This window comes from Microbulbifer pacificus, from assembly GCF_002959965.1.
Taxonomy (GTDB): Bacteria; Pseudomonadota; Gammaproteobacteria; order Pseudomonadales; family Cellvibrionaceae; genus Microbulbifer; species Microbulbifer pacificus_A.
The window spans coordinates 1506035-1530206 of the sequence record NZ_PREV01000027.1 but is presented as its reverse complement, the minus strand read 5'-3'; the positions used below and the strand labels follow the sequence as shown (position 1 = coordinate 1530206).

Sequence of the window (24172 nt, the reverse complement as noted above, 5' to 3'; positions counted from 1 at the left end):
ATGGGAGAGAATCTCGGTAATTCGAAAATTTGGAGTTACCTCAGTTTCGTCTGTCCGTTCAGATGGTAGGTACGTTTTCATACATGTATCGCAGTAAGCGCATAACAATGCGCTGCAAAGGGGCGGCGTTATGTGTAGACCAGTATGAAATTAATCTTTTCCGCCATAGTCTTCGTTTCAATGTAAGGTTTTTTAGTATGCCGTATGTAAACTTACAAATTACAAAAGGTGCAAGCAGGGATCAGAAAAGGAGATTGGTAGAAGATATCACTGCTTCCCTAGTCAGGAATCTTGGTAAAAAGCCCGAGCATATTCATATCGTGCTTCAGGAAATCGCAGAGGAGGATTGGGGCTATGCAGGTATGCTAACTGATGACTGGAAAGAGCAGCAAAATAAGTAGCGCCAGGTATAGCGGTTTTAGTTGTGGCCAAAACACATACAAGGCCAGACAGCCAGGCTACGGGCCATAGGCCCTTCGCGGGGCAGCGGTGTACGCAAATTAAGCTTTGAGAGAGTGGTAGGTACCTGAAAAATGGAAGTTATAAAGAGCAAGAATTTCACCGCGGATCGTGCGTGGGGAGCAAGGCAAATCGCAAACATGCAAGGAATCACCACTAAACTACACTGGACGGATAAGCCATACAAATGGCACATAAACGATGGAGAGGAAGTCTTTGTAGTTTTAGATGGTGTAGTAGATATGCACTATCGCTTAAATGGCGCTGAAGAAGTGGCTGTTCTGGAGGCGGGGGATATATTTTTTGCCTCGGTCGGCACAGAGCATGTGGCTCATCCAAGAGGAGAGGTGCGTGTGCTCGTGGTTGAAAGTGAGGGCAGCGTGTAACAGGGGGGGGCGTAAATCAGAGTGTGATGTTGTAGTCACCTGGGGTGCTCAATGAATGGGTGTGAGGTAGCCCGAGAGATGAGTACTTGTCATCTCTCCGCTGCCGCTCAATCGCGAGGTAAGCCTGGACGTTAGTCACATACCTGTACCCGCATCAGCACAATAGTTGTAAGTGGCCTGCAATCTCTGAAGAGAATTTAACGTATTGCCCGGCAGCAGTCGGTCGCACAGGCGGGGATTGCTGCTCCCATTAACAGGTCTTTGGGGGCGCGACTTGGTTATGGGGAGGCGTTAAAGCAAAAAAGCCCGACTCTTGCGAATCGGGCTTTTTAATTTGGCGCACTCGGGAGGATTCGAACCTCCGACCGCTCGGTTCGTAGCCGAGTACTCTATCCAGCTGAGCTACGAGTGCGTCGTTGTGGTTGCGAACTATAGTGACTTGCCTGGGCTTCGTCAACTGTTTTTTAAAGATTTCTTGGAAAAACTCTTTAAAAATCCGCAGGTTACCGAGCTTTCTGTCAGGCCGGAAAGGTCTGCTTCAGCTCGTTAGGGCGCGCATTCTGCCGTGAGGTTGGCGCCTTTGCAAGCACTTTTTTGAGGTCGCTTCCCTGTCTGTCCAGTTGCGTAACCCTGCATGTTGTCAGGCTGCTGTGGGCTCGTTGTGCAACTGCCGGTTATTGCAATGGGTGACTGCAAAAGGTTTGTGGTCCTGGGTATCGGCGTCATTGGGCTGTAGGTGTTGCATGAAGGCGCTCTCCAGCATTTCCGGCTCCCGATGGCGTTTAATCTGTTCAAAAAACACGTTTGCCTGGGGGTAGCTGAGTTTCAAGTAGGCCAACCATTGCTTGATCCTGTTGCCCAGGTATTTGGCGGGGTACTCGGCCTTGGTGGCACTGTAGTAGCTGTAGAGGTGGGCAACGATCTGGTGCCATTGCAGCGGGCGATACTCCCGCCCTTCGCACAAGGCGCGAATCTGCAGGCCGATATCCGGGCGTGCCAGAAGGCTGCGTCCAAACATGAAGGCGTCACAGCCGGTCACATCACGGCAACGCTGGAACTCGGTCATCGTCCAGAGATCACCGTTGGCGACGACGGGAATACCAATCTGCTGACGGATTTCCCCTATGTATTCCCAGTAAGCGGGCGGGCGATAGCCGTCCACTTTCGAGCGGGCGTGTACGACGAGTTCCGATGCGCCGCCAGCCTCCGCAGCACGGGCATTATCGAGATAGCTGCTGCGATCTTCATAGCCCAGGCGGATTTTTGCGGATACCGGGATTTCTTTGGGCAGGGCTTTTCGCACCGCGGCGATGATGCCCTCCACTCGAGCAGGAGACTGCAGCAGGCAGGCGCCGCCGTCACTGTTGTTTACCGATTTGGCGGGGCAGCCGAAGTTCAGGTCGATGGCGCGGGCCCCGGCTTCCACCGCGCGGGCGGCGTTATATGCCATGGTTTCCGGGTTTCCTCCCAGCAGCTGCAGTTTTACTGGCGTACCGCTCGGAGTTGTCGCTCCCTGTTCCAGTTCCGGGCAAAAGCGGGCGAATACCTTGCGTGGAAGCCTGGTATGGGTAACTCGTACAAACTCGGTCACGCAGACATCAATGCCGCCAATGGCGGAGAGCAGGGCGCGCACGTGGTGGTCGATGACCCCTTCCATCGGTGCCTGATAGATTTTGGGCGCCGGAGAGCGGACGGGCGTCCGATTGGTGGTGGCAGTCGCGGGTTGATGGTGGGGCATGACGGAGTTGCGGCCTGCTATGAAAATGGTGTGGGCGCGTATTGTACGTAATCCGTACTTGGTTTGCGCCATTTGCCGGCAGTTCCTGACGGATAGCGGGCCTTTAGTCACCTGGTCGAAGCTGGTATTGAAAATGAGCGAAAATACCGGCTTTATGCTGAATCTTGGTTGCTTCTGTAACTAATAAGTGTTTGATTTCTAAGGGATCTTGTACCGATAATGTGGCCCGCTTGATTCACCGTATAGCAATAACAAGCCGATTTATAAGCAAAGACGCGAGAGGGGAACGTGCAGCAATCACTGTTACAGCAAGGCCTTGATATCACGCTGTTCGGCATGGGAATCGTTTTCACATTTCTGCTGCTGCTTGTGATTTGTACCTCCATCATGTCCCGCGCAATAACGCGTTTTTTCCCCGAGCCTGAACCTGTGACCACGCCGGTCAGTGGAGCATCCCCCGATGATCCCTCCACGGATAAGCGCCTCAGAAAAATCATTGAAGCGGCGATAGCACAGCACCGCAACAAACGCCGCTGAGAAGCGGGGCTTTGTCGCAGGACGAATACATCATTGATGTCGTGAACGCGCCGCCGTTCAGGTTTCCAATTTGCCAAGATCAATTTTCCGAGAGAGACGACCCATGACTGAGGTTAAAAAGCCACTGGGGATTACCGATGTAGTCCTGCGCGACGCCCACCAGTCGCTATTCGCCACCCGCCTGCGCCTGGATGACATGCTGCCCATCGCGGAGAAGCTGGATAAAGTCGGTTTCTGGTCTCTGGAATCCTGGGGTGGAGCCACGTTTGATGCGTGTATTCGCTATCTGGGGGAAGACCCCTGGGAGCGCATTCGTGAGCTTAAAAAGGCCATGCCGAATACGCCGCAACAGATGCTGTTCCGCGGCCAGAATATTCTCGGCTATCGCCATTACGCGGACGACGTCGTAGAAAAATTTGTGGAGCGTGCCGCTAGCAACGGTGTGGATGTTTTCCGCGTGTTCGATGCCATGAACGATATGCGAAATCTGAAGACGGCACTGGCGGCGGTAAAGAAACAGGGCAAACACGCGCAAGGCACCATTTCCTATACCGTGAGTCCGGTACACACCATGGATATGTGGGTGGACCTCGGGCGCCAGATCGAGGACATGGGGGCGGACTCCATCGCGATCAAGGATATGGCCGGTTTGTTACGCCCCTATGAGGGCTACGAACTGGTGAGCAAACTCAAGGCCGCCGTGGATATCCCCATTCACATGCAATGCCATGCCACCACAGGGCTCTCCACGGCCACTGCGTTGAAGTGTGTGGAGGCGGGCATCGACAATATCGACACCGCGATCTCTTCGATGTCCATGACCTACGGCCACAGCCCCACCGAGGCCGTGGTGGCGATTCTCGAAGGAACCGAGCGCGATACCGGGCTAGACATTCATCTGCTGGAAGAAATTGCCGCGTATTTCCGTGGCGTGCGTAAGAAATACGCGAAGTTTGAAGGTTCGTTGCGGGGGGTGGACTCCCGTATCCTGGTGGCCCAGGTACCGGGCGGCATGCTTACCAATATGGAAAACCAGTTGCGGGAGCAGGGGGCGGGTGATCGTCTCGATGAAGTACTGGAGGAAATCCCCCGCGTGCGCCTGGACCTGGGGTTTATTCCGCTGGTGACCCCCACCTCGCAGATCGTGGGCACGCAGGCGGTACTCAACGTGCTTACCGGGGAGCGCTACAAGTCCATTTCCAAGGAGACCGCGGCGGTGCTCAAGGGGGAGTATGGTGCGACCCCGGCGGAGGTGAATAAAGAACTTCAGGACCGAGTGCTAGAGGGGGCAGACCCCGTGACCTGCCGTCCGGCAGACTTACTGTCTCCAGAGCTGGACAATCTCGCGGCGGAGCTGCAGCAGAGGGCGGCGGAAGATTCTATCGCATTGGCCCGCGGCGAAGGCGAGATCGATGACGTATTAACCTACGCCCTGTTTCCGCAGATCGGTCTCAAATTCCTGAAAAATCGTGGTAATGCGTCGGCATTCGAGCCTGTACCCACAGGCAGAGAAGGCGACGAAGTGAAGAGCGATCAAGGCGAGAGCGTGTACACGGTTTCCGTTGAGGGTGAGAGCTACACCGTTACCGTGAGCGACGGAGGTGATCTCACCGGCATGGTGCGCCTTGATGGTGGTACTGCTGCTGGCGTCAGTGCGCCGGCACCTTCCGCCGCCGGCACCGGTTCTCCGGTCAAGGCTCCACTTGCCGGCAACATTTTCAAGGTTCTGGTAAAACCCGGTGATCGGGTAACGGAAGGGCAGAACATCGTGATTCTGGAAGCCATGAAAATGGAAACCGCAATCAGTGCCCCTCGGACTGGCAGTGTTACCAGTGTCAGCATCAAGGAAGGTGATTCCGTAGCTGTGGGCGATGCCCTCCTGACCATCGCATAACGGGGGCCGAAGTGGATAATCTCGCCAACCTCTGGTTCTCGTCCGGGGCCTATCAGGTGACTTCCGGGCAGTTCATCATGATTCTTGTGTGCCTCGGGCTGCTGTTCCTTGCTATCCGCAAGAATTTCGAGCCACTGCTGCTGGTACCTATCGGTTTTGGTGGCATTCTCGCGAACATTCCCGGTGCCCATTTGGCCGCGCCCGCGGTAGAGGCTGCAATTTATGCGGGCGACGCCGGCGTACTGACGCAACTGGCGCAGGCCGTCGGACTTACCGGGTTCGAATCGATTGAAGGGCTGAAAGCGGCGCTGGATCACGCACCGGCCGCAGCTCATGAACGCGCTGCGCAGGTGGCCGCGGACGCTGGCTTCTCCAATGGCATGCTGTACAACTTTTACAGTGTTGCCATCGCCTCCGGAGTGGCGCCGTTGGTGATTTTTATGGGTGTGGGGGCCATGACGGATTTCGGTCCGCTGCTGGCGAATCCCCGCACTCTGTTTCTGGGCGCCGCGGCCCAGTTCGGTATTTTTGCCACCGTGCTGGGTGCGGTTGGCATGTCTGCTGCTGGCCTTATGGATTTCTCCATCGCCGATGCCGCGGCCATTGGTATCATTGGCGGTGCCGATGGTCCCACCGCCATTTACGTTTCCAGCCTGCTGGCGCCAGACCTGCTCGGAGCCATTGCCGTGGCCGCCTATTCCTACATGGCGCTGGTACCGCTGATCCAGCCGCCGATCATGCGTGCGTTGACCACGGAGCAGGAGCGGCGGATCGAGATGGTGCAGCTGCGCCCTGTGAGCAAGCGCGAGAAGATCGTATTCCCGCTGGTTCTGTTGATCCTGGTGGCACTGTTCCTGCCGGATGCGGCGCCGCTGCTCGGTATGTTCTGCTTCGGTAACCTGATGCGTGAGTGTGGGGTCGTCAATCGCCTGTCGGATACCGCGCAGAATGCGCTGATCAATATCACCACCATTTTCCTGGGGCTCTCCGTGGGCTCGAAGCTCGCAGCGGACAAGTTTCTTGATCCGAAGACGCTGGGCATCCTGGCGCTGGGTATCGCCGCTTTTGCCATTGGCACCGCGGCCGGGGTACTGATGGCAAAACTTCTGAACACCTTCAGCAAGAACAAAATCAACCCGTTGATCGGTTCCGCCGGGGTCTCCGCTGTGCCTATGGCTGCGCGGGTATCCAACAAACTGGGGCTTGAGGCAAACCCGCACAATTTCCTGCTGATGCATGCCATGGGGCCGAATGTCGCAGGGGTTATTGGCTCTGCGGTGGCGGCGGGGGTGATGATCACGATGGTGCGTACCATGACGGGCTGATCACTCTTCGATTCGCGTGGATCACCCCGCTACGGCGGGGTTTTTCATGTCTGGTTATTGCGAAGAGACCGACTGGTCATCAAGGGGGCAGGGCAATTGCAGGAGGCGTGCTAAGATGTCAGCCATTTTTTAGTCCGTTTGATGGCACCAGCTGGGTGTTGGAAGGAGAGGTTATGTCTTGGTTGGGTGCAGGTATCGGCGCCGGTATCGGCATGATGTTTGGTGGCCCCATTGGCGCGGCGTTGGGTGCTTGGGTCGGCAGCTCCTTTGGTTCTGGTCTGAAAAAACTGAGTGAGGCCGGGATAGCGCTTAACCGCGATGGTGCGCAGACGGTCTTTATCGTTGCGCTGTTTTCCATGTTGGCCAAAATGGCCAAGGCGGACGGCCAGGTTTCCAAGGCGGAAATCCAACTGGTCGATGACTTCATCAACAACAATCTGCGTCTCAGCGCGGAAGATCGTCAACAGGCGATCAAGATATTCCGGAATGCCAAAGACGATCAGTTCAGCATTTACGATTACGCCAATCAGTACCGTCAGTTGATCCGCAACCAGGCGATGCGGGAAATGGTGTATCGGCTGTTGTTTGCTGTGGCCTTTGCCGATGGCGAACTGCACCCGGCGGAAGAGCAGATATTGCGGCGAATTCCTGAAACGCTTGGTTTACATGCATCCATTTTTAACGCGATGTTCAATGAGTTTGCACATGGGGGCACTGCTGGTCGCGGGGATTCCTTGCAGGCCCATTACGATGTGTTGGGTTGTAACGCTGATGTCAGCGATCGCGAGCTGAAGCTGGCGTACCGTCGCAAGGCGGCGGAGTTCCACCCGGACAAGATCGCCGCGAAGGGTTTGCCAGAGGAGTTTATGCGTCACGCTGAAGACCAGATGAAGAGTATCACCGTGGCTTACGACACTATTGTTGCTGCGCGCAAGCGTCAGGCGACGGTGGATCAGGTGTAATTGATTCAGGAGACTCGAAATGACACTGACGCAGCAGATTCAGGGAAAACTGAGCGAGGCATTCTCCCCGTCCCATATCGACGTCGAATGCGAAAGCCACATGCACAACGTACCCGCGGGAGCAGAAATGCACTTCCGTGTGGTGCTGGTCAGCGATGCCTTCTCCGGAGTACGCAAGGTACAGCGACATCAGAGGGTATACGCGGTACTGGCAGATGAAATGGCCGGTCCTATCCACGCGCTCGCGCTCCACTTGTACACTGTGGATGAGTGGGCGGGGCAAGCACCAGCCAGCCCGCAGTGCCTGGGCGGCAGCAAAGTCTGATACCACCTTCCGTTGATGGTGTGCGAGCCGGTGCACGGCTCGCGTCTTCTTCCCGGGAAAAAAGCGTTTTCCTGAAAGTAAAAATTTCTGTCTTTTATCCAGAGACAACACTTCTTTACCATTCTTCTCCGGCGGAATTTGCGACCTGAATGTCGTCTGAACGGCTGACGGAAATTTTCCTATTTTTTCCCGCCATGCATTTCTGCATCTCGAGTTCTGGCGCTAAAAACATGTCGACACCATCGATTTGGCGTTTAAGCACTCTTTTTTGGCGCTAATTCTTGCTTCGGATTGTTCTCTGATTCTGTCGACGCTTTTTGCGTCTGGCGTTTACTTCTTTCATTAAAAATAAAATGGCGACGTGATCGCGCAAAAGTTCCACAGAGCAAGATTTTTTTTGGTTGTTTTTTCTACACCCCGTTGGTTCCGTGTCTAGACTGACAAGTGATTGGGTTAATTGCTGTTTAATTTGCCGAATACGATGGAGTTCTCAATGAAAATGACACGCGTTCTGACACCGCTTGCAATCGCCGTAGCTGCAATGGTTAGCGCCCAACAGGCTTCCGCAGATTGGCTGAGTGATGGTGACTTTATTGTCCGTGTTGGCGCCAGCTGGATTGATCCGGATGACAGCCATAACGACCTTCGTTTTAACGAAAACTTCTTCCACGAAGATTTCGATATTGATACCGACGCAACCTGGAATATTTCTGCCGCCTGGCTGCCCGTAGAGCACTGGGGTGTGGAGCTGATGTACATCGGTTCTACCGGCCACGATTTGGATCTGGATCGCGTGGGGTATGACAACTTCTATATCGACGTCGATGGCTATGAAGTCGGTAAGTTTGATGCGAGCTATGCCAATGCGTACCTGAACTGGTATCCGCTGAGCCGTGATTGCATGGTCCAGCCCTATGTCGGCATCGGCGTTAACTACACCGACTTCAGTGACGAGAAGTATTCCCGTCAGTTCCGGGACGATCTGAACTACGGCCTTGACCTCATTGATGTCGACTACAGCCTCGACCATTCCTGGGGATTCACTGGTCAAATTGGTGTGGACTTCAAGTTTGGTCGTGACAGCGCGTTTCTGATAAACGCAGCGGTTCTGTATATTGATGCAGACACTGACTATCGCGTTACCTATACCGACAACCTGTTGCTTCCGCCGGTTCGTTTCACTGATGAAATTACCGATGTGGACTATAGCCCCTGGGTATTCAATCTGGGTGTTGGCTACGCTTTCTGATTCACTGATCTGATTGGTGATGAAAGAGTAGTGTTCATGGAAGAACGAAAAAGGCACCTGCGGGTGCCTTTTTTTATCTGTCGGGAATTTGAGAAAGCGTAACAACTGGGAAGCGGCTGTTTCTGTATGGAATATCGCGATTACTACAAAATCCTCGGAGTAGAGCGCAGTGCTACCCAGGATGACATCAAGCGTTCCTATCGCAAGCTCGCCCGCAAGTATCATCCGGATGTAAGCAAGGAAAATGACGCGGAAGAACGCTTCAAAGAAGTGAATGAAGCGTACGAAGTGTTGAAGGATCCAGAAAAACGCGCGGCGTACGACCAGCTGGGTAAGAGCTGGGACAGCGGGCAGGAATTCAGGCCACCACCGAACTGGGACCAGGGCTTTGAGTTTCACGGCGGTGGCTACACCGAAGCAGACCCGGAAGCCTTCAGTGATTTTTTCGAGAGTCTGTTCGGTCGCGGCGGATTTCGGCGCGGTGGCTTTCACGGCGGCGGACGCCCATTTCGCGCCCGGGGGGATAATACCCACGCCCGTATCGCGATAGATATTGAAGACAGTTACGCTGGAAGCAAGCGCCAGATTACGCTTAAACACTCGGAGCTGGGGGGGGACGGTCGTCCGGTGATAAAGGAGCGCAAGCTGAACGTTACCATCCCAAAAGGTGTGATGGAGGGGCAGCAGATTCGCCTCTCAGGGCAGGGAGAACCGGGGCTGGGCGGCGGTGAGCCGGGTGATTTGTATCTGGAAATTGTTTTCAACCCCCATCCCCGTTTTAACGTTGAAGGGAAAACGGTTTATCTTGATCTGCCGGTTGCACCTTGGGAGGCCGCACTCGGTGGCAAGGTGACGGTCCGTACACCGGATGGCAAGGTAAATCTGACACTACCTCCCAACAGTAAAAATGGCAGCAAGTTGCGTTTGAAGGGTAGAGGATTACCGGCAAAGGAGCCGGGTGATCTCTATGTTGTTCTCGATATCGTAACGCCGCCAGCACACACCGAGGATGAGCTGGCGGCCTATCAGAATTTTCGCGCAGCCTTTCAATTTGATCCACGTGCTGGCGAAAAGTAGAGGACTGTTTCAATGGTCAATCAGTTTGATGCCTCATCGGCAGCCGCGGTAGTTCTCGATGAAGACAGTCGGGTGACCTTGCGTGAACTGTGTAATGCATGTGCGCTGACCGCGGAGCAGGTGATGATGCTTGTGGATGAGGGTGTTATCGATGCTCAGTCGACATCGGGGACACTGGTGTTCAGCGGCATCAGTGTGTGCAGGGTTCGAAAGGTTGTAAGAATGGAGCGGGATCTCGGCGTCAATCACGCGGGAGCGGCACTGGCGCTGGAGCTGCTGGAAGAAATTGAGCAGCTCCGGGCGCGGATTCGGCGCCTGGAGCGTCACTAGGGTAGAGCCGGAGATTGAAATCCGGTGGCCGAACTCACTTCGCCGCTAGGCTTTGCTGGTAATCTCATAGATAAGGTAAGCAGTGTAAGCGATGTAGGCGGCCAGCAACGCGGCCCCCTCAAACCGGTTGATACGTCCCTGGCGGTTGCGAAAACCGTAACCAAAGATAAACAGGGCAACGGTGAGCCCCAATACCATCGGCCAGTCGCGGGTGATTAACTCGTGGGGCACTTCGGGCATGGGGGCAATGGCGCCGGCGATGCCCACCACAGCCAACAGATTAAACATGTTCGAGCCGACCACGTTGCCGATGGCGATATCGTGTTCTCCCTTGCGTGCAGCGACGATGGTGGCTGCGAGTTCGGGAAGGGATGTGCCCAGTGCGACGATGGTCAGGCCGATGATCAGATCACTCACGCCCAGCTGGTGAGCAATTGTCACCGCGCCCCAGACGAGTAAACGAGAGCTGACAATCAACAGCGTGAGTCCGGCGACCACCCAGAACAGGGCCTTGTTGAGTGGCATATCATGCTCTTCAAGATGGTTTTCCAGTTCGCCTTCAATCATGTCTCCCTTGCCACGCAGTGCGGAGAAAATTGACCAGCCTATCAGCGCGAAAAAGCCTGCAATCAGAATGAGTGACTCCGCGCGGCTCAATCCACCGTTCCAGAAAAATGCAGCCGTAACGCAGGTAATCACAAGCAACAGCGGCAGTTCCTTGTGAATGATTTTGCTGTTCACCGACAGCGGGATCACTATGGCGGTCGCGCCGAGAATGAGTCCTGTATTGGCGATGTTGGAACCATAGGCGTTACCGAGGGCGAGCCCAGGGCTGCCGTCCAGCGCGGCCATGGCGGACACCACCATTTCCGGTGCCGATGTACCGAATCCCACGATCACCATCCCGATCAGTAGCGAAGGCATGCCGGCATGTTTGGCGGTGGCAGCGGCACCATCCACAAACCGGTCGGCACTCCACATCAGCAGGGCAAATCCGGCGACGATCGCGAGCAGGGCAAGAATCATGAGGTTCCTTAATCAATCATTGTCTCGGAGCAGAGAACAGGCAGTTCGGTGGGCGATTGTAGCGGCTCCGCCCGAACCTTGCAGTGAAGATTGGCCGATATGTCATTGGTGGCATAGGTCGGCCGACCCTAAAGTTTGCTCTGATCTGATCGTGGCGGAGGGTGTGGTCCATGAACAAAAAGTTGCTTCTGGGTGCGCTGATCGGCGCTGGTATGTCGATGCTGAACAGGAAAATGCGCCAGCAATCGGCACCCGGTGGTGTCAGTGTCGGTCATCCGGAAACCGGCGGCCCCGACTTTAGCAAGGTGCCCCCGCCCACCCAGTCCGGCAATAGCGACATGCCAAGCCTCGACGATATTCTTGCCCGTGTGGGCAAACCGGGCAGCCTCAACTCCGACAGTCCGTCGCCGGGGGGCGATATCTTTGGCGGCGCCATTCCCGCGGGCGCCGGTGCTGGCGGCGCGGCGGTGCTGATGGAAGTCGCGCGCCGGATCTTCGCGCAGATGCAGCAATCCGGTGGTTTGCCGGGGCAGGCTCCCGGGGGCGGTGGCAGTGGGCAGGCAGCCGGTGGCGGTGGTCTTGGGGATATTCTCGGTCAGATCTTCGGTCGCGCCAGTGGCAAATTTGGCCAACAGAGCCCACAGGGACCGCAGACAAGCCCCGGCAACTGGCAGAACATGTCCCCGCGGGGTGAGGGTGGTCTGTTTGGGTTCGTGAATACGGTGGATGCGCCCGATGAGCCTGGTGGCGAGAATCAGGCTGATGCCATGTTGAAGGCGATGGTCGCGGCCGCCCAGGCAGACGGGCGCATCGATGAGGCGGAACAGCACAATATCTTGCAAGCGGTAAATGGGCAGTTGGACTCGTCCGACCTGGATGAATTCCGAGAGTTTCTGACTACGCCAATCAGTATGGATGAAGTGGTGGCTGCGGCCGACAATCCGGCGACGGCATTCAACCTTTACCTTGTGTCGGCGATGACCGCCAACCCGGATAATGCTCAGGAGCGCCAGTACCTTGATGCGTTGGCGGAGAAGCTGGGTATTTCCGAGCAGGCGGCGCGGGTGATTGAGCAGCAGCTACCCCGATAGTTCCATGGGCGGCATGTGCTTGTTACTCAAGCGCATAAATCGCCGGGAATTCTCCGGTAATCCGGTCGAATTTACCGGCGACGTCGCCTAAAATGCGGCGGCAAACATGCCGGAAGCACAGGCCATGCCGCTGATCGACAGCCACTGTCATTTCGACTTCGACGCCTTCGCCGTGGATCGCGAACAGGTGTGGCAGCGTTGTATCGCGCGCGAGATACAGGCTCTGATCATTCCCGGGATCAGTATTCCCCAGTGGCGTCGGCTGTTTGCGCTGGTGAATACGCAACCCGGTTGGTTCGGTGCGGCGGGTGTACACCCCTGGTGGGTAGCGGAGCTTGCTGTTGAGCCCGCGCAGGTGCAGCGGGCTCTTGAGGAACGTGTCACCCGTGAACGCGGCGGTGGCAATCGCTGTGTCGCCGTCGGTGAATGTGGGCTGGATGCAAACATCAGTACGCCGATGGAGGTCCAGCTCGCCGTGTTTGAAGCTCAGCTGCGCGCGGCTCAATCTCTGGACTTACCGCTCATCGTGCACTGCGTGCGTGCCCACAACGAGGTTATCCGCCTGCTGAAAGCCGTGCGTCCGCGGAAAGGCGGTGTGATCCATGCCTTTAGCGGCAGTCGGGAAATCGCCGATGAATATTGGCGGCTGGGATTTTACCTTGGTGCCGGCGGCACCATTACCTATCCTCGGGCCGTCAAAACCCGTGCAACCTTCTCCTCCGTGCCACTTGAATCGGTGCTGTTGGAATCCGACGCTCCAGATATGCCCCATGCGGGCCGGCAGGGTGAGCGCAACAGCCCGGAATATCTGCCGGCAGTGGCGGAAACTCTTGCCGAACTGCGCGGTATCCGTGTTGAAGAGGTCATCGCCCAGACTGGGAAAAATACCCGTGCGCTGTTCAATGTATGAATGCCCAGTTGTGAATATCTAGTTATGCGTTTTACCGCCGAGTCCTTCAAAAGCCAGTTCCCCCTGTTTGCCCAGCCCGGAAACCGAGAACTTGTGTATCTGGATAACGCCGCCACCACGCAAAAGCCAGCGTGTGTGATCGACGCTATCGCCGATTTCTATCGCCACAGCAACGCCAATACACACAGGTCCAGCCACCGTCTCGCGCGCCGTGCGACCGATATGGTGGAGCAGGTGCGCCTGCGCGCGGCGGGATTTCTGGGGGCGGCCAGTGCCAAGGAAATTGTGTTCACTCGCGGAGCCACCGAAGGACTTAACCTGCTGGCCCACAGCCTTTGCTCGCGGTTGCAGCCGGGCGATGAGATTCTCCTTACTACTGCCGAGCACCACGCCAATCTTGTGCCCTGGCAGATGATGGCCGAGCGCTACCGGCTGGCTCTGCGCTATGTGCCGGACGAGATCGGTGTGCCTCAGTTTGATCGCTTGGCGGAAGCGCTCACACCGCGTACCAGAATTGTCTCCCTTACCGCCGGCTCCAATGCTGTCGGCTTTCGCGCTGACCTGGGCCAAGTGCGTGCGGCGCTTGCGGGGAAAAATATTCAGTGGATCGTGGATGGTGCTCAGTTGGTAGCGCACGAACCGGTCGATGTACATTCCATCGGGTGTGATTTTTTTGTGTGCTCCGCGCACAAGTTTTACGGACCCACGGGGGTTGGTTTGCTCTACGGTCGCGAGTCGCTGCTGCGGGCGATGCCGCCCTGGCAGGGTGGCGGAGAGATGATTGCGGATGTGGATCTCTATTCCAGCCGCTACGCGGATCTTCCCCATCGGTTTGAAGCGGGTACTTCATCGCTCGCTGCCATCGCTGGTCTCGGGGCCTGTCTGCAGTTTCTTGATTCGCAGGACCGGTTGGCGATGGCGCGGCATGAGCAACAGCTGATGCATGCTTTGCACGAACGTCTGAGCCAGGTTTCCGAGCTGAATCTGCTTAGTACCGCGACTAATAATCTCGGTATTGTCGCTTTCACCCATCCCCGTTTTGCGGCCATCGACATGATGCAATGGTTGGACGGGCGCGATATCGCCGTACGTGTCGGGCACCATTGTGCCCAGCCTCTGATTCGCGCCACTGGCCACAGTGCCACAGTGCGTATATCGGTAGCGGCGTACAATACGCATGATGACGTGGAGCGACTGATCGCCGCGGTGGAGGAGTTTGTCAGACATGTCGGCGATGACAATGACGTGCAAGTGGGCGTACATTCAGGTGGCGCCGCGGTCGACTGGGTGGCGGACTGTTTGGACGCGGTGGATATCGAGACACTGCGCGCCCAGCGTAGCTGGCAGGACCGCTACCGCATCCTGATGGGTTGGGCAAAATCCATCTCCCGCAAGGAGAGTATTCGGCGCAGCGAGAATCTGGTCCGCGGCTGTGAGTCGAGCGCCTGGTTGGCCCACCATTGCGAGAACGGTGTGCACCGCTTTGCGCTCGACAGTGACAGCCGTATTGTCAAAGGGCTGGGGGCCCTGCTGTTGTCGCAGTTGAATGGGCAGGTGGGTGGCGCGGTGGCGCGTGCGGATCTGGAACAACTGTTTGTGGAACTTGGCCTGGCACAGCAACTGAGTGAGTCGCGAGCCAACGGCTTTCGAGCACTGTTGGATCGCGCTTTTACGTTGATGGAGCGTGGCCCGGGCTAATTCCGGCGGTCTCCGGTCATTTTACCCTTCGCGCTTTCAGTATGCGCTCCACGGTTTTACTGGCGGCCATAAATCCGAAAGTGCCGGTCACCATGGTGGCGGCGCCGAAGCCGCCGCTGCAATCCAGTTTTACACCATTTTGCATGCCGCTTTTCTGTTGGCACACCTGGCCATCCGGCTGTGGATATACCATCGGTTCGGTGGAGTAGATGGCGTCGATACCGAACAGACGCTTGCTGGATTTCTGGAAATTGTGGAAGCGGTACAGGTGCTGGCGTACCTTGGCCAGCATGGGGTCACTCACGGTACGGCCCAGGTCGGCGCAGTCTATGGCTGCTGGATTGGTCTTGCCGCCAGCGGAACCCACGGTAATCAGGCGAAGTTTGCGTGCCTTGCAATAGGCGATCAGTGCGGCCTTGACGCGCGCGTTGTCGAACGCGTCCACGACGACATCAATAGGTGACGTATCGGGATCGAGCAGTTCGGCAAAATTGTCGCTGGCGACAAAGTCCTCGTGGATCTGTACGGATATTTCCGGGTTGATCGCCCTCAATCGCTCCGCCATGACCCCAACCTTGATATCACCAACCGTATCTACCAGTGCGTGAATCTGGCGATTGGTATTCGTGATACAGATATCGTCCAGATCGATCAGGGTAATTGCACCCACACCGCTGCGTGCCAGCGCTTCCGCAGTCCAGCTGCCGACACCACCGATACCGATTACCACTACATGTGCCTCTTGCAGCGCCTGGAGAGCGCTGGTGCCGTAGAGTCGGGCGATACCGCCAAATCGTTGCAGATAGGAGTCGCTTACAGGCATTGGATCATCCGGGCCATCTTTGCGGGAGTGGATGCTTGGGAGCTTACGTCAGCAGGTGGGGAACGAAACATTCATCGGAAGGAACATTGCGGGGCGCCGAATGCGCCCCGCAATCATTGGATCGCTCAGTGCACGTGGCCGTGGTCGATCTCTTCCGGCGTCGCTTCACGCACGGAAACGACTTCGATATCAAAGTGCAGCTCAACACCCGCGAGCGGGTGGTTGCCGTTGATGGTCACCTGGTCGCCATCGATGTCAATGATTTCCACTTCAATCGGGTGGCCCTCGGTGCTCTGTGCGCGGAAGGCCATACCCACCTGCAGCTCCTCAACACCGCCAAAGGCGTCTTTTGGCAGGGTCTGGATCAGCTCCGGGTTCTGCGGACCATAACCATCTTCCGGCGCCACCACCACGGTGAATTTGTCACCGGCACTCTTGTCCAGCATTTCCTTTTCCAGCCCGGAAATGATGTTGCCTACACCCTGCAGGTACTTCAGCGGTTGGCCACCTTCGGAAGTGTCGATCACGGTGCCTTCGGCGTCTTTCAGGGTGTAGTTGATCTCCACAACGCTGTGGTTAGCAATTTTCATGGGCAGTCTCTTGTGTCTTGAGCGTGAGTTGTAGCGCTTACCGCTTACGGGAGGAAAGGCAAACGGGGGTTATAAGGCTGAATGAGCGTGCATTGTATGGGGGGGGCTCGGTACTCGCAACCGAGTGGGGGGCGTGTGATTCTGTAGAACGTGTGAAACCGGGGTAAACGTGGCCCACCGGGTGGAGCCACGTGGATGAAGGTGAGGGGTCAACAGGCGATGGACATGGGGTCGTCGCAGCGATCGAAAAGCGTGCTGACGGTGCGTACCAGTTGGTCACAAATGGTGCTGGAACAACCCAGTTCCAGCAGACGCGCCTCAAGATATTCCAGAAGAGCCTCAAACAGTGCCGGGTTCAAGCCGCGTGCCAGAAAGCTGGCGCGTGCGCTATAAGTGGGCTCGGACTCCTCAGCAAGCGCGTGGTGAAGGAACTGGGCCTGGCGGCTGCGCTGCTTGTCGTGCTCAACACAATCTTCGCTTGCCATGTACTTGCCGACAGCCTGGTAGAACTCGCCGACAGTCTGGCTGAGGAACTGGCGGCCGCCCAGGTGAGAGATGATTCCCTGGGGGCATGCGTTGGAGTCTTCAGTGGACACGGCAGTGGCCGCCGCCATACCGAAGGCGGGTGCGTCTACGGGTGCGAGAGCTGGCGCAACACTTGGCATTGGTGGATTCCCCCAGTGAGATGGTAATCAGTGTGTCGCGACGGTGTCCGGATGGCCTCGATTTGTCGACGATACTCCAAGGAAATGTTACCCGCCATTGGGTGTTTCCTGAGAGGGGCTGGGACTGCCTGTCGCGATATGGGCGGCAAGATTACGGGATGGAAATACCTCTGCCAACGAAACAGCGCGAAATTGTCACGGCCTTCCACGGGTTGTTCGGCACATGTTTAATTTGGTGCAAAATCCCGGCGTGCATTGCCCCCGATGGCTGTTTTTGACGCATTTTGGTGCCTGCGCGGGATGTCGCAGTGGCTCGAAAGGGCTATAAGGCCCTTTCCTGTGGCGCGGGTCAAAGTGGCACTGATAGACTTCCCGGTCTACATCTGCCCTCGGCGTTGGCGGGGTACTGTTTTGTTCGTTTTTTAGTCGCTCTGGGGGCCATGGTGTGGTCTCCGGGGCAAATCAGTGAGGCACGAGATGGCAAGCATTTTCACCCGCATTATCGATGGCGAGCTGCCGGGGCACTTCGTATGGCGCGACGAGGTCGCCGTGGCGATCATGACCATTGCTCCGATCAAGCCCGGCCACTGTTTGGTCATCCCGGTCGAGGAGGTTGATCACTGGGATGATGTGCCTCAGGAAATTACCGCACACCTTCTGGATGTGGCCGCCAAGGTGGCCAAGGCACAGAAGGCGGTCTATTCGCCACAGCGGGTGGGGGTGATGGTGGCGGGCCTCGAAGTGCCACACACGCACTATCACCTGGTGCCGATTGATCAGATCGCGGACCTGAATTTCGCATTGCAGCAGCCTGCAGAGCCGGAAATGCTGGCCGCGGAGGCGGCGAAACTGCGGGCGGCACTGGTCGAGCTCGGATATCGCGACACCGCGGATTGATTCACGGAACGGATTCGGAAAACTTTGGCCGCTGCTGCATCCAAATCGGGGGCGGCTGCGTCTCAGTGACAGTCAACAAAAACAGGTTACCTGCTCATGATGTCCAGAATGTCGATTTTTGCCTCGCTGCTGCTACTGGCCCTGGGTGCCAGCGCGGTACAGGCCCAAGGCTCCAGCAAGTCGTTCCCCCTCGATGGTTTTTCGGCCATTGCGCTGAAGGGAAGCTCCAATCTCAAGGTGGTGCAGGGGAATACGTTCTCCGTGAGTGCGCATGGTGAGGAAAAAGATCTGACCTATGCCCGCGCCGAGGTGGATAATGATGGCACCCTGTCTCTGTGGGTGGAGACCGACAGCAAGAGTCTGTTTGGGGTTGTTACGGTCACAACCGAGCCGGAAATTGAATTCCAGGTCACTTTGCCTGCGATCAATGCCCTCCGTGTGACTGGTTCGGGAGATGCCGTGGCGGACACCCTGGAGAGTGAGAAGCTCGACCTGCGCGTTACTGGTTCCGGCCTGATCAAGGTGGAAAAGGTGGCCGCGGAGGCACTCAATACGGGTGTTACCGGCTCCGGAGACCTGATTCTCGGTACCGTACTGGCGGTGCATGGCTCTGCGGGCATCACCGGCTCCGGCGATATCCGCATGGATAATTTCATTGGTGAGGATTTCACCGCCCAGATCAAGGGGTCTGGTGATATGGCCATTGGCGGTAAGGTGGTGAGCCTGAATGTAACGGTAATGGGTAGCGGCGACTTTATGGGGCGAAGCCTGATTGCCACCAATGCCGGCGGAGCGGTAATGGGCTCCGGTGACATAGTGCTGAAGCGTCCCGTGAACGAATCCTTCTCCGTGATGGGGTCTGGCGACGTCGCTCTGGTGGAGTGATCTGGCTTTTCAGACTCGAACTTCGCAAAGCGCGGCTCAGGCCGTGTTTTTGCTGTGTGCCTGAACATATAGACTTCAGGGGTTGAAACGGTCACGTGGGGCTCCATTGCTGAATCATCGGCGACGCGGCTTTGGTGCCGTTCCTTTCACCCCTCGGCACAGGGGGATAAACGTGCAGACTCGGTGTGCAAAAAGGAGTTGTCCATGAGTTCAGCTGACGATCAATCGGACGCAAAAGGCCGGTTGCGCGCCTTTAAACAACAGTTTCGACGGCTGCGTAAAGAAGCGTTAGAAAAGTCCCATTGGGCTGCCGAGAGACTTTTGGACCGACGGGTCTGTATCGGTATCACGGGGCTTAGCGGCGCTGGCAAATCCACATTGATTACCAGTCTGATCTACCAGCTCAGCCATCCCGATCGCGCGCAATTACCGGGTTTTTCCCCGGCCTTGAACGGACGCCTGCTGGGTGCTGACCTGTACCCGGCACTCGATACCGGATTGCCTCTTTTCGAGTACGAGCGATGCCTCAGTGCCTTAACCGCCAATCCGCCGCGCTGGCCGGAATCCACCCGCGACCTCTCTGCTCTGGAGCTGCACGTGCACCTTCAGGGGCGCCGTCTGGGGCGTAGTTATCGGCAAAAACTGATCCTTGAATTCCGCGACTATCCCGGTGAATGGCTGATGGATCTGCCGCTACTGCGGATGGACTTTGCCACCTGGTGTCGCCAGCAGGCGGACCTGCTGGGCGCGGAACCCCGGGCGGGGTTGGCTCCGGAATTGCTGTCGCACCTGCGAGGACTGACACCGGAGGCTCCGGCCGACCTGCAGCAGATCGACAGTTTGTGGCAGAACTATCGGCAGTTTCTGCGGGATTGCCGCAGCGCGCGCAAACTTAGCTATCTGCAGCCGGGGCGCGCATTGCTCGACAGCGAGGAGTATGGATTTTTTCCGCTGCCGGGAATCGGTCACCGCACGCAGTCCGAGCTGGATGCTCTGGCGGAGGACAGTGTGTACAAAGTATTGGAAGCCCGCTACCGACGGTATGTCGATGAACGGGTGGCGCCCTTTGTGGATAGTCACTTCCGTCACCTGGATCGGCAATTGGTGCTGGTGGATCTGATCAGCACCCTGTTTGCCGGGGAAGAGTCTCTCGAAGATATGCGTTTGGCATTCGGGCACATTGCCGATACCTTTCGCTACGGGAGCAACGGCCTTTTGCGGAAACTCTGGCATCCGCGGATTGATCGGTTGGTGTTTGCCGCCACCAAGGTCGACCAGGTTCTGGCGGCGGATCACGATGCTCTGCGTCAGTTATTGGGGCAGCAGCTACAACAGGTGTTTTCCGGCGCCCGGCATCGCGGGTTACCTCTCTATTGCGAAGCGATTGCCGCCGTACGCTGCTCTAATGAAAGCGTTCGCGATGGCCGTCGGCTACTGGTCGGCCACGCTATGGATGGCAGTTATCTCGGCTTTGAAAATGCCGAAATTCTTGCGCATCTGCCTCAAGAAGGGGAGTGGCAACACTACACTGGCGGCCAGCCTCCGCAATTGCGGCCACCAATGGGAATCGGGCGGGAAGGTTACATGCCGCATATTCGGATGGACGCGCTATTGAATCTGTTGCTGGGAGATAAGGTCTGATGACTGGTTCTGATACCCGTTTCTCGAATGACGAAATACCGCGCAGCAATGACGGTGCGGAGCGCACGCGAGAGGTCCCCCGCCGCCAGACGCGTATCGAAAACCTCGACGCGGAAGAGGGGGCGCCCCGGGCTCGCGCGAGTACCCGTGTTGAGTCTCTCGAGGAAGAGTCTGCGCAGTTGCCTCGCTCCATCACCACCGGAGAGTCGCTGCCGGACAAAATTTCGTTCTCCGAGCTGCGCCTGCCTGTATTCCGGCTTCGCCTGTGGAAGCCGGCGCTGTTGGCGGCACTCGCGCTCACATTTGGCGCCGTGTTCTGGGAGCTGCGGCAGTTTTTTAACTGGGCGGCGGATATGCACTGGACTCTCGGAGTCCTGGCTGGTGTGGTGATCGGTGCGCTCGTGCTCACCATGGCGAGCGCCGTATGGGAGTATTTCCGTGCCGGCCGACCGCTGCGCAAGCTGCAGAAAACTCAGGAGCTGGCGGCTCAGGTTCGCGATAGTCGAGCGACCGATGCGGTGGCGCCGCTGAATCAGCAGCTGAGTGAACTCTTCGCCGGCAAGCCTCAAGGCGCGCTGCTGGCAAGGGTGCAGGATGAGATGCCGGATTACTATGACAACAGTGAATTGTTGCGGCACCTCGAGTTGAATTTCTTCGAGGCGCTGGATCAGGAGGCGTTGAGGCGTATCGTCAGACACGCTACAACCACGGGGGCGCTGGTGGGGCTCAGTCCTTTTACCACCCTGGACGTGCTGGTCGCTCTGCGGCAGTCCATGCGCTTGATCGATGATGTCGCGCAAATCTATGGGGTGCGGCCATCGGTGGTGGTCCGCTGGCGTCTGTTCAAGAAAGTATTGGCATTGATCGCCTATAGCGGCGCCAGTGAATATGCGGTCAGTGAACTTTGGCCCGAGTTGGTAGGGGACAGTATGTTGAGTACCGTTTCTGCGCGTCTGGGGCAGGGTATGGGAGCGAGCTTGTTTATGGCGAGAATCGGGCTTGCCACGGTACACAGTTGCCGTCCGATCCCGTTTTCGGAGAAGCAGCGCCCCCGCCTCGGTACGCTTACCCGGCGGATTGCGGCCAGCCTGAAAGAACGCCTGTTGGGGCGAGATCGTGCCACCTGGCCTGGAGCTGCTTCGGGCAATGACGATGCTGAGAGAGCTATCCGGGATGACATGGTGGAGCGCGAGCAATCGCGTAGACCCTAGTGGCCCATGCGGAAAGCTGTGTAACGGTTCGCTTTGCCAAAGCCTCCAGTTCCGTGTTGGGAACGGTTGGTCTGAATGCGTCGGCGCTGCGCCTTTGTTATCGAACTTTCCTCATAAACCACCGGTGAAAGGCGATTAGTGAAAATCGGCGGGGAGCCCGTGAGAAAATCGGAGTGAGCGACTGGGCGCGGAGGCCGGTATACCCGGCCCCACGGCCAACCACTCTGTTCGTTTGATACCGTTTACCGGAACTGTTTCTTCATCAGAATCCGGGTGTGGTGCTGGTCTACGAGTTTTGCAAGAGTGTCAAAGCGGCTCTTGATGAACGGACGTGGATTGTTGTTACCGGCCGCATCGGGATATTCCACTCCTTCTCTAACCAGTTGCAGTTCTTTGGCCAGTGCGTCCATGGCTTCAAAAATGGCTTTGGTGTTTTTTTCGTCATAAAAGACGCGGCTACTTGCGGTATCGCTCAGATACGCGTCGCACTCACCCAGCCATTCTGCGCGTTGGTTGAGAAAGTTGATGGTGTTGCGAATACCGCCCTTGTACTCGGGCTTAAAGTTTTCGTTGATATATTTCCCCAGGCTGCGCATCCCGGAATCTACGAACTGCTCTACCAGGCTTTCACAATAGGCGTCGTTGAGATAAGCGGGGTGTGAGCTGGTCGCACTGGCATTGCCGGCCGCGAAGACGCAGGTAATTACTGCCGTAATCAACGGTACCAGCTTGCGAGCATGGGAGAACTTGGAAAATGAACGTGTTGCTGAGGCGTCTGGCGTTTTCATCTGTGAATGCCCTACTGTTGTTTTAGCTATCAGGCTTGTTATTGTGATAAGCATCACATGAATATCGAAACGCCAGTCTTATGTCAACGAGTTTTAAGTATGATTTGTCACTTATGTTCCAATTGTGGAGCAGTGCGCGTTTCCATATGCTGACCAGGTGTATTTAACCTGACAATAGTGCGAGTGCGCAGTGCTAATTCCCCCGGCAGCTGATTGCCGGCGCGGAGCGAAGGAGAGAGTTTTGTCAGAATTTGATTTTGATCTGTTTGTAATCGGGGCCGGTTCCGGTGGCGTGCGCGCAGCTCGCATGGCGGCTGCCGACGGCATGCGCGTGGCTGTTGCTGAAGAGCGCTATATGGGCGGAACCTGCGTGAATGTGGGCTGTGTGCCCAAGAAGCTTTTCGTTTACGCCAGTGCTTATCGTGAGTCGTTCGAGGATGCGGAGGCGTATGGCTGGGAAGGGCAGGCGGGTGCGCACTTTGTCTGGCCTACTCTGAGAGACAACAATGCCAAGGAAGTTGCTCGTCTCAACGGGATTTACCGAAACCTGCTTGCCAATTCCGGTGTGCGGATCATTGATGGGCGGGCTCGAATCACCGGTCGCCAGCAGGTGGCTGTCGGCGAAAACCGGTTCACCGCGGAGCGCATTCTGGTGGCCACTGGTGGTTGGCCATATGTGCCGGAATTTCCCGGCAGTGAATATGTCATTACCTCTAACGAAGTGTTTTCGTTGGAGGTATTTCCCCGTCGGGTGCTTGTGGTCGGCGGTGGTTATATTGCAGTGGAGTTCGCGGGTATCTTTGCCGGGTTGGGGGCAGAAACGCACCTGTCATACCGCAGAGATCTGTTTTTGCGAGGATTCGATAAGGATGTACGGACATTCGTCCGTGACGAGGTGGGAAAAAAGGGAGTCCACCTCCACTTCAGCCACCAGGTTAAGTCCATCGAAAAGCTCGAAGGGGGTGAGTTGCGGGTAACCGGGAGTGATGGTGATACTCTGGATGTGGATGCTGTGCTCTATGCGACAGGCCGTAAACCAAACACCCGTGGATTGGGTCTCGACAAGCTAGGTGTCGTCATTCACAAGGATGGCACCATCGGAGTGGATGATAATTTCCGCAGCAGTGTCACATCTATTTATGCGTTAGGGGATGTAACCGGTGGCCCGGAGCTTACGCCGGTTGCCCTGGCCGAGGCAATGGCGCTGGTGAAGCACTGGCGCACAGGAAAAACAGCGGAAATTGATTACAACAACATTCCCACGGCCGTGTTCTGTCAACCGAATATTGGCACCGTGGGACTGAGCGAGGAGGAGGCCCGCCAGGCGGGGGTATCTGTCGCAATTTATCAATCGACGTTCAGGGCTATGCGCCACTCGGTTAGTGGGCGTGATGAGCGGACTCTGATGAAACTCGTTGTCGACAAGGAGAGCGACAAAGTGGTTGGCGTGCATATGGTGGGGCCGGACGCGGGGGAAATCATCCAGGGAATGGCGGTGGCCATGAAGGCGGGTGCTACCAAGGCGATATTTGATCAGACTATCGGTATTCATCCGACAGCCGCCGAGGAATTCGTTACCATGCGTACCGCTGTATCGGAGTGAGTTGGCGCTGATCTCTGTGGTGCGGTGGATTGAATCGTCCGCGCGCTCAGTATTAAAAAGGG

The 24172-nt window shown here is 56.7% G+C and carries 24 protein-coding genes and 1 tRNA gene; 18 read left to right on the top strand and 7 right to left on the bottom strand.

The window, feature by feature from the left end:
- The first annotated feature begins 83 nt into the window (after positions 1 to 83).
- Positions 84 to 401 (top strand): tautomerase family protein, encoded by a 318-nt coding sequence (locus tag C3938_RS18120; protein ID WP_199775642.1) that lies wholly within the window; start codon positions 84 to 86, stop codon positions 399 to 401.
- A gap of 132 nt (positions 402 to 533) precedes the next feature.
- Positions 534 to 845 (top strand): cupin domain-containing protein, encoded by a 312-nt coding sequence (locus C3938_RS17275; protein ID WP_105104437.1) that lies wholly within the window; start codon positions 534 to 536, stop codon positions 843 to 845.
- 335 nt (positions 846 to 1180) lie between these two features.
- Here C3938_RS17275 and C3938_RS17270 read toward each other — a convergent pair.
- A tRNA-Arg gene (locus C3938_RS17270) sits at positions 1181 to 1257 on the bottom strand.
- Positions 1258 to 1485: 228 nt separating this feature from the next.
- Positions 1486 to 2502 (bottom strand): tRNA dihydrouridine synthase, encoded by a 1017-nt coding sequence (locus C3938_RS17265; RefSeq protein WP_105104596.1) that lies wholly within the window; start codon positions 2500 to 2502, stop codon positions 1486 to 1488.
- Between the two features lie 369 nt (positions 2503 to 2871).
- On the opposite strand from C3938_RS17265, the gene C3938_RS17260 reads away from it, so the two are divergent.
- The 8 genes from C3938_RS17260 (at position 2872) to C3938_RS17225 (ending at position 10282) form a co-directional block, all read left to right on the top strand.
- Positions 2872 to 3120, top strand: coding sequence for an OadG family protein (locus C3938_RS17260; RefSeq protein WP_105104436.1), 249 nt, complete (start codon positions 2872 to 2874; stop codon positions 3118 to 3120).
- Positions 3121 to 3223: 103 nt separating this feature from the next.
- Positions 3224 to 5014: a sodium-extruding oxaloacetate decarboxylase subunit alpha gene (gene oadA / locus C3938_RS17255; protein WP_105104435.1), complete on the top strand. Its 1791-nt coding sequence runs from the start codon at positions 3224 to 3226 to the stop codon at positions 5012 to 5014.
- Between the two features lie 11 nt (positions 5015 to 5025).
- Positions 5026 to 6339: a sodium ion-translocating decarboxylase subunit beta gene (locus C3938_RS17250; RefSeq protein WP_105104434.1), complete on the top strand. Its 1314-nt coding sequence runs from the start codon at positions 5026 to 5028 to the stop codon at positions 6337 to 6339.
- Between the two features lie 173 nt (positions 6340 to 6512).
- Positions 6513 to 7301 carry a co-chaperone DjlA gene (gene djlA / locus C3938_RS17245; RefSeq protein ID WP_105104433.1) on the top strand — a complete coding sequence of 263 codons (789 nt, stop codon included), beginning with the start codon at positions 6513 to 6515 and terminating at the stop codon, positions 7299 to 7301.
- A 19-nt stretch (positions 7302 to 7320) separates the two neighbouring features.
- Positions 7321 to 7626 carry a BolA family protein gene (locus C3938_RS17240; protein ID WP_105104432.1) on the top strand — a complete coding sequence of 102 codons (306 nt, stop codon included), beginning with the start codon at positions 7321 to 7323 and terminating at the stop codon, positions 7624 to 7626.
- Between the two features lie 493 nt (positions 7627 to 8119).
- Positions 8120 to 8875, top strand: coding sequence for an OmpW/AlkL family protein (locus C3938_RS17235; RefSeq protein WP_158681755.1), 756 nt, complete (start codon positions 8120 to 8122; stop codon positions 8873 to 8875).
- 126 nt (positions 8876 to 9001) lie between these two features.
- On the top strand, positions 9002 to 9952 hold the full coding sequence (locus C3938_RS17230; RefSeq protein ID WP_105104430.1) for a DnaJ C-terminal domain-containing protein: 951 nt from the start codon (positions 9002 to 9004) through the stop codon (positions 9950 to 9952).
- A 12-nt stretch (positions 9953 to 9964) separates the two neighbouring features.
- The gene (locus tag C3938_RS17225; RefSeq protein ID WP_105104429.1) at positions 9965 to 10282 is read left to right on the top strand and encodes a chaperone modulator CbpM; all 318 of its coding nucleotides are present in this window, start codon (positions 9965 to 9967) and stop codon (positions 10280 to 10282) included.
- A 45-nt stretch (positions 10283 to 10327) separates the two neighbouring features.
- On the opposite strand, the gene C3938_RS17220 is transcribed toward C3938_RS17225, so the two are convergent.
- Positions 10328 to 11308 carry a calcium/sodium antiporter gene (locus C3938_RS17220; RefSeq protein ID WP_105104428.1) on the bottom strand — a complete coding sequence of 327 codons (981 nt, stop codon included), beginning with the start codon at positions 11306 to 11308 and terminating at the stop codon, positions 10328 to 10330.
- Between the two features lie 170 nt (positions 11309 to 11478).
- Here C3938_RS17220 and C3938_RS17215 point away from each other — a divergent pair, with 170 nt between their 5' ends.
- The 3 genes from C3938_RS17215 (at position 11479) to C3938_RS17205 (ending at position 15007) form a co-directional block, all read left to right on the top strand.
- The gene (locus tag C3938_RS17215) at positions 11479 to 12399 is read left to right on the top strand and encodes a DUF533 domain-containing protein (protein WP_105104427.1); all 921 of its coding nucleotides are present in this window, start codon (positions 11479 to 11481) and stop codon (positions 12397 to 12399) included.
- 106 nt (positions 12400 to 12505) lie between these two features.
- On the top strand, positions 12506 to 13309 hold the full coding sequence (locus C3938_RS17210; RefSeq protein WP_233998969.1) for a TatD family hydrolase: 804 nt from the start codon (positions 12506 to 12508) through the stop codon (positions 13307 to 13309).
- A 24-nt stretch (positions 13310 to 13333) separates the two neighbouring features.
- Positions 13334 to 15007 (top strand): aminotransferase class V-fold PLP-dependent enzyme, encoded by a 1674-nt coding sequence (locus C3938_RS17205; protein WP_105104426.1) that lies wholly within the window; start codon positions 13334 to 13336, stop codon positions 15005 to 15007.
- A gap of 16 nt (positions 15008 to 15023) precedes the next feature.
- Here C3938_RS17205 and tcdA read toward each other — a convergent pair whose 3' ends face one another.
- The 3 genes from tcdA to C3938_RS17190 all read right to left on the bottom strand — a co-directional run bounded on the left by tcdA (position 15024) and on the right by C3938_RS17190 (position 17085).
- A complete protein-coding gene (gene tcdA / locus C3938_RS17200; RefSeq protein ID WP_105104425.1) occupies positions 15024 to 15830 on the bottom strand; it encodes a tRNA cyclic N6-threonylcarbamoyladenosine(37) synthase TcdA in 807 nt (268 codons plus the stop codon).
- A 125-nt stretch (positions 15831 to 15955) separates the two neighbouring features.
- Positions 15956 to 16420, bottom strand: a complete 465-nt coding sequence (locus C3938_RS17195; RefSeq protein ID WP_105104424.1) for an FKBP-type peptidyl-prolyl cis-trans isomerase — start codon at positions 16418 to 16420, stop codon at positions 15956 to 15958.
- A gap of 209 nt (positions 16421 to 16629) precedes the next feature.
- Positions 16630 to 17085, bottom strand: a complete 456-nt coding sequence (locus C3938_RS17190) for a hypothetical protein (RefSeq protein ID WP_233998968.1) — start codon at positions 17083 to 17085, stop codon at positions 16630 to 16632.
- Positions 17086 to 17562: 477 nt separating this feature from the next.
- Here C3938_RS17190 and C3938_RS17185 point away from each other — a divergent pair, with 477 nt between their 5' ends.
- From C3938_RS17185 to C3938_RS17170, 4 genes are all read left to right on the top strand, one after another.
- On the top strand, positions 17563 to 17982 hold the full coding sequence (locus C3938_RS17185) for an HIT family protein (protein WP_105104423.1): 420 nt from the start codon (positions 17563 to 17565) through the stop codon (positions 17980 to 17982).
- Positions 17983 to 18078: 96 nt separating this feature from the next.
- The gene (locus C3938_RS17180; RefSeq protein WP_105104422.1) at positions 18079 to 18867 is read left to right on the top strand and encodes a GIN domain-containing protein; all 789 of its coding nucleotides are present in this window, start codon (positions 18079 to 18081) and stop codon (positions 18865 to 18867) included.
- Positions 18868 to 19071: 204 nt separating this feature from the next.
- A complete protein-coding gene (locus C3938_RS17175; RefSeq protein WP_105104421.1) occupies positions 19072 to 20508 on the top strand; it encodes a YcjX family protein in 1437 nt (478 codons plus the stop codon).
- On the top strand, positions 20508 to 21719 hold the full coding sequence (locus C3938_RS17170; protein ID WP_105104420.1) for a TIGR01620 family protein: 1212 nt from the start codon (positions 20508 to 20510) through the stop codon (positions 21717 to 21719). Before C3938_RS17175 ends, C3938_RS17170 begins: the two co-directional genes overlap by 1 nt.
- A 242-nt stretch (positions 21720 to 21961) precedes the next feature.
- Here C3938_RS17170 and C3938_RS17165 read toward each other — a convergent pair whose 3' ends face one another.
- On the bottom strand, positions 21962 to 22507 hold the full coding sequence (locus tag C3938_RS17165) for a hypothetical protein (protein WP_105104419.1): 546 nt from the start codon (positions 22505 to 22507) through the stop codon (positions 21962 to 21964).
- A gap of 241 nt (positions 22508 to 22748) precedes the next feature.
- Here C3938_RS17165 and gorA point away from each other — a divergent pair, with 241 nt between their 5' ends.
- Positions 22749 to 24110, top strand: a complete 1362-nt coding sequence (gene gorA / locus C3938_RS17160; RefSeq protein ID WP_105104418.1) for a glutathione-disulfide reductase — start codon at positions 22749 to 22751, stop codon at positions 24108 to 24110.
- Positions 24111 to 24172 lie beyond the last annotated feature (62 nt).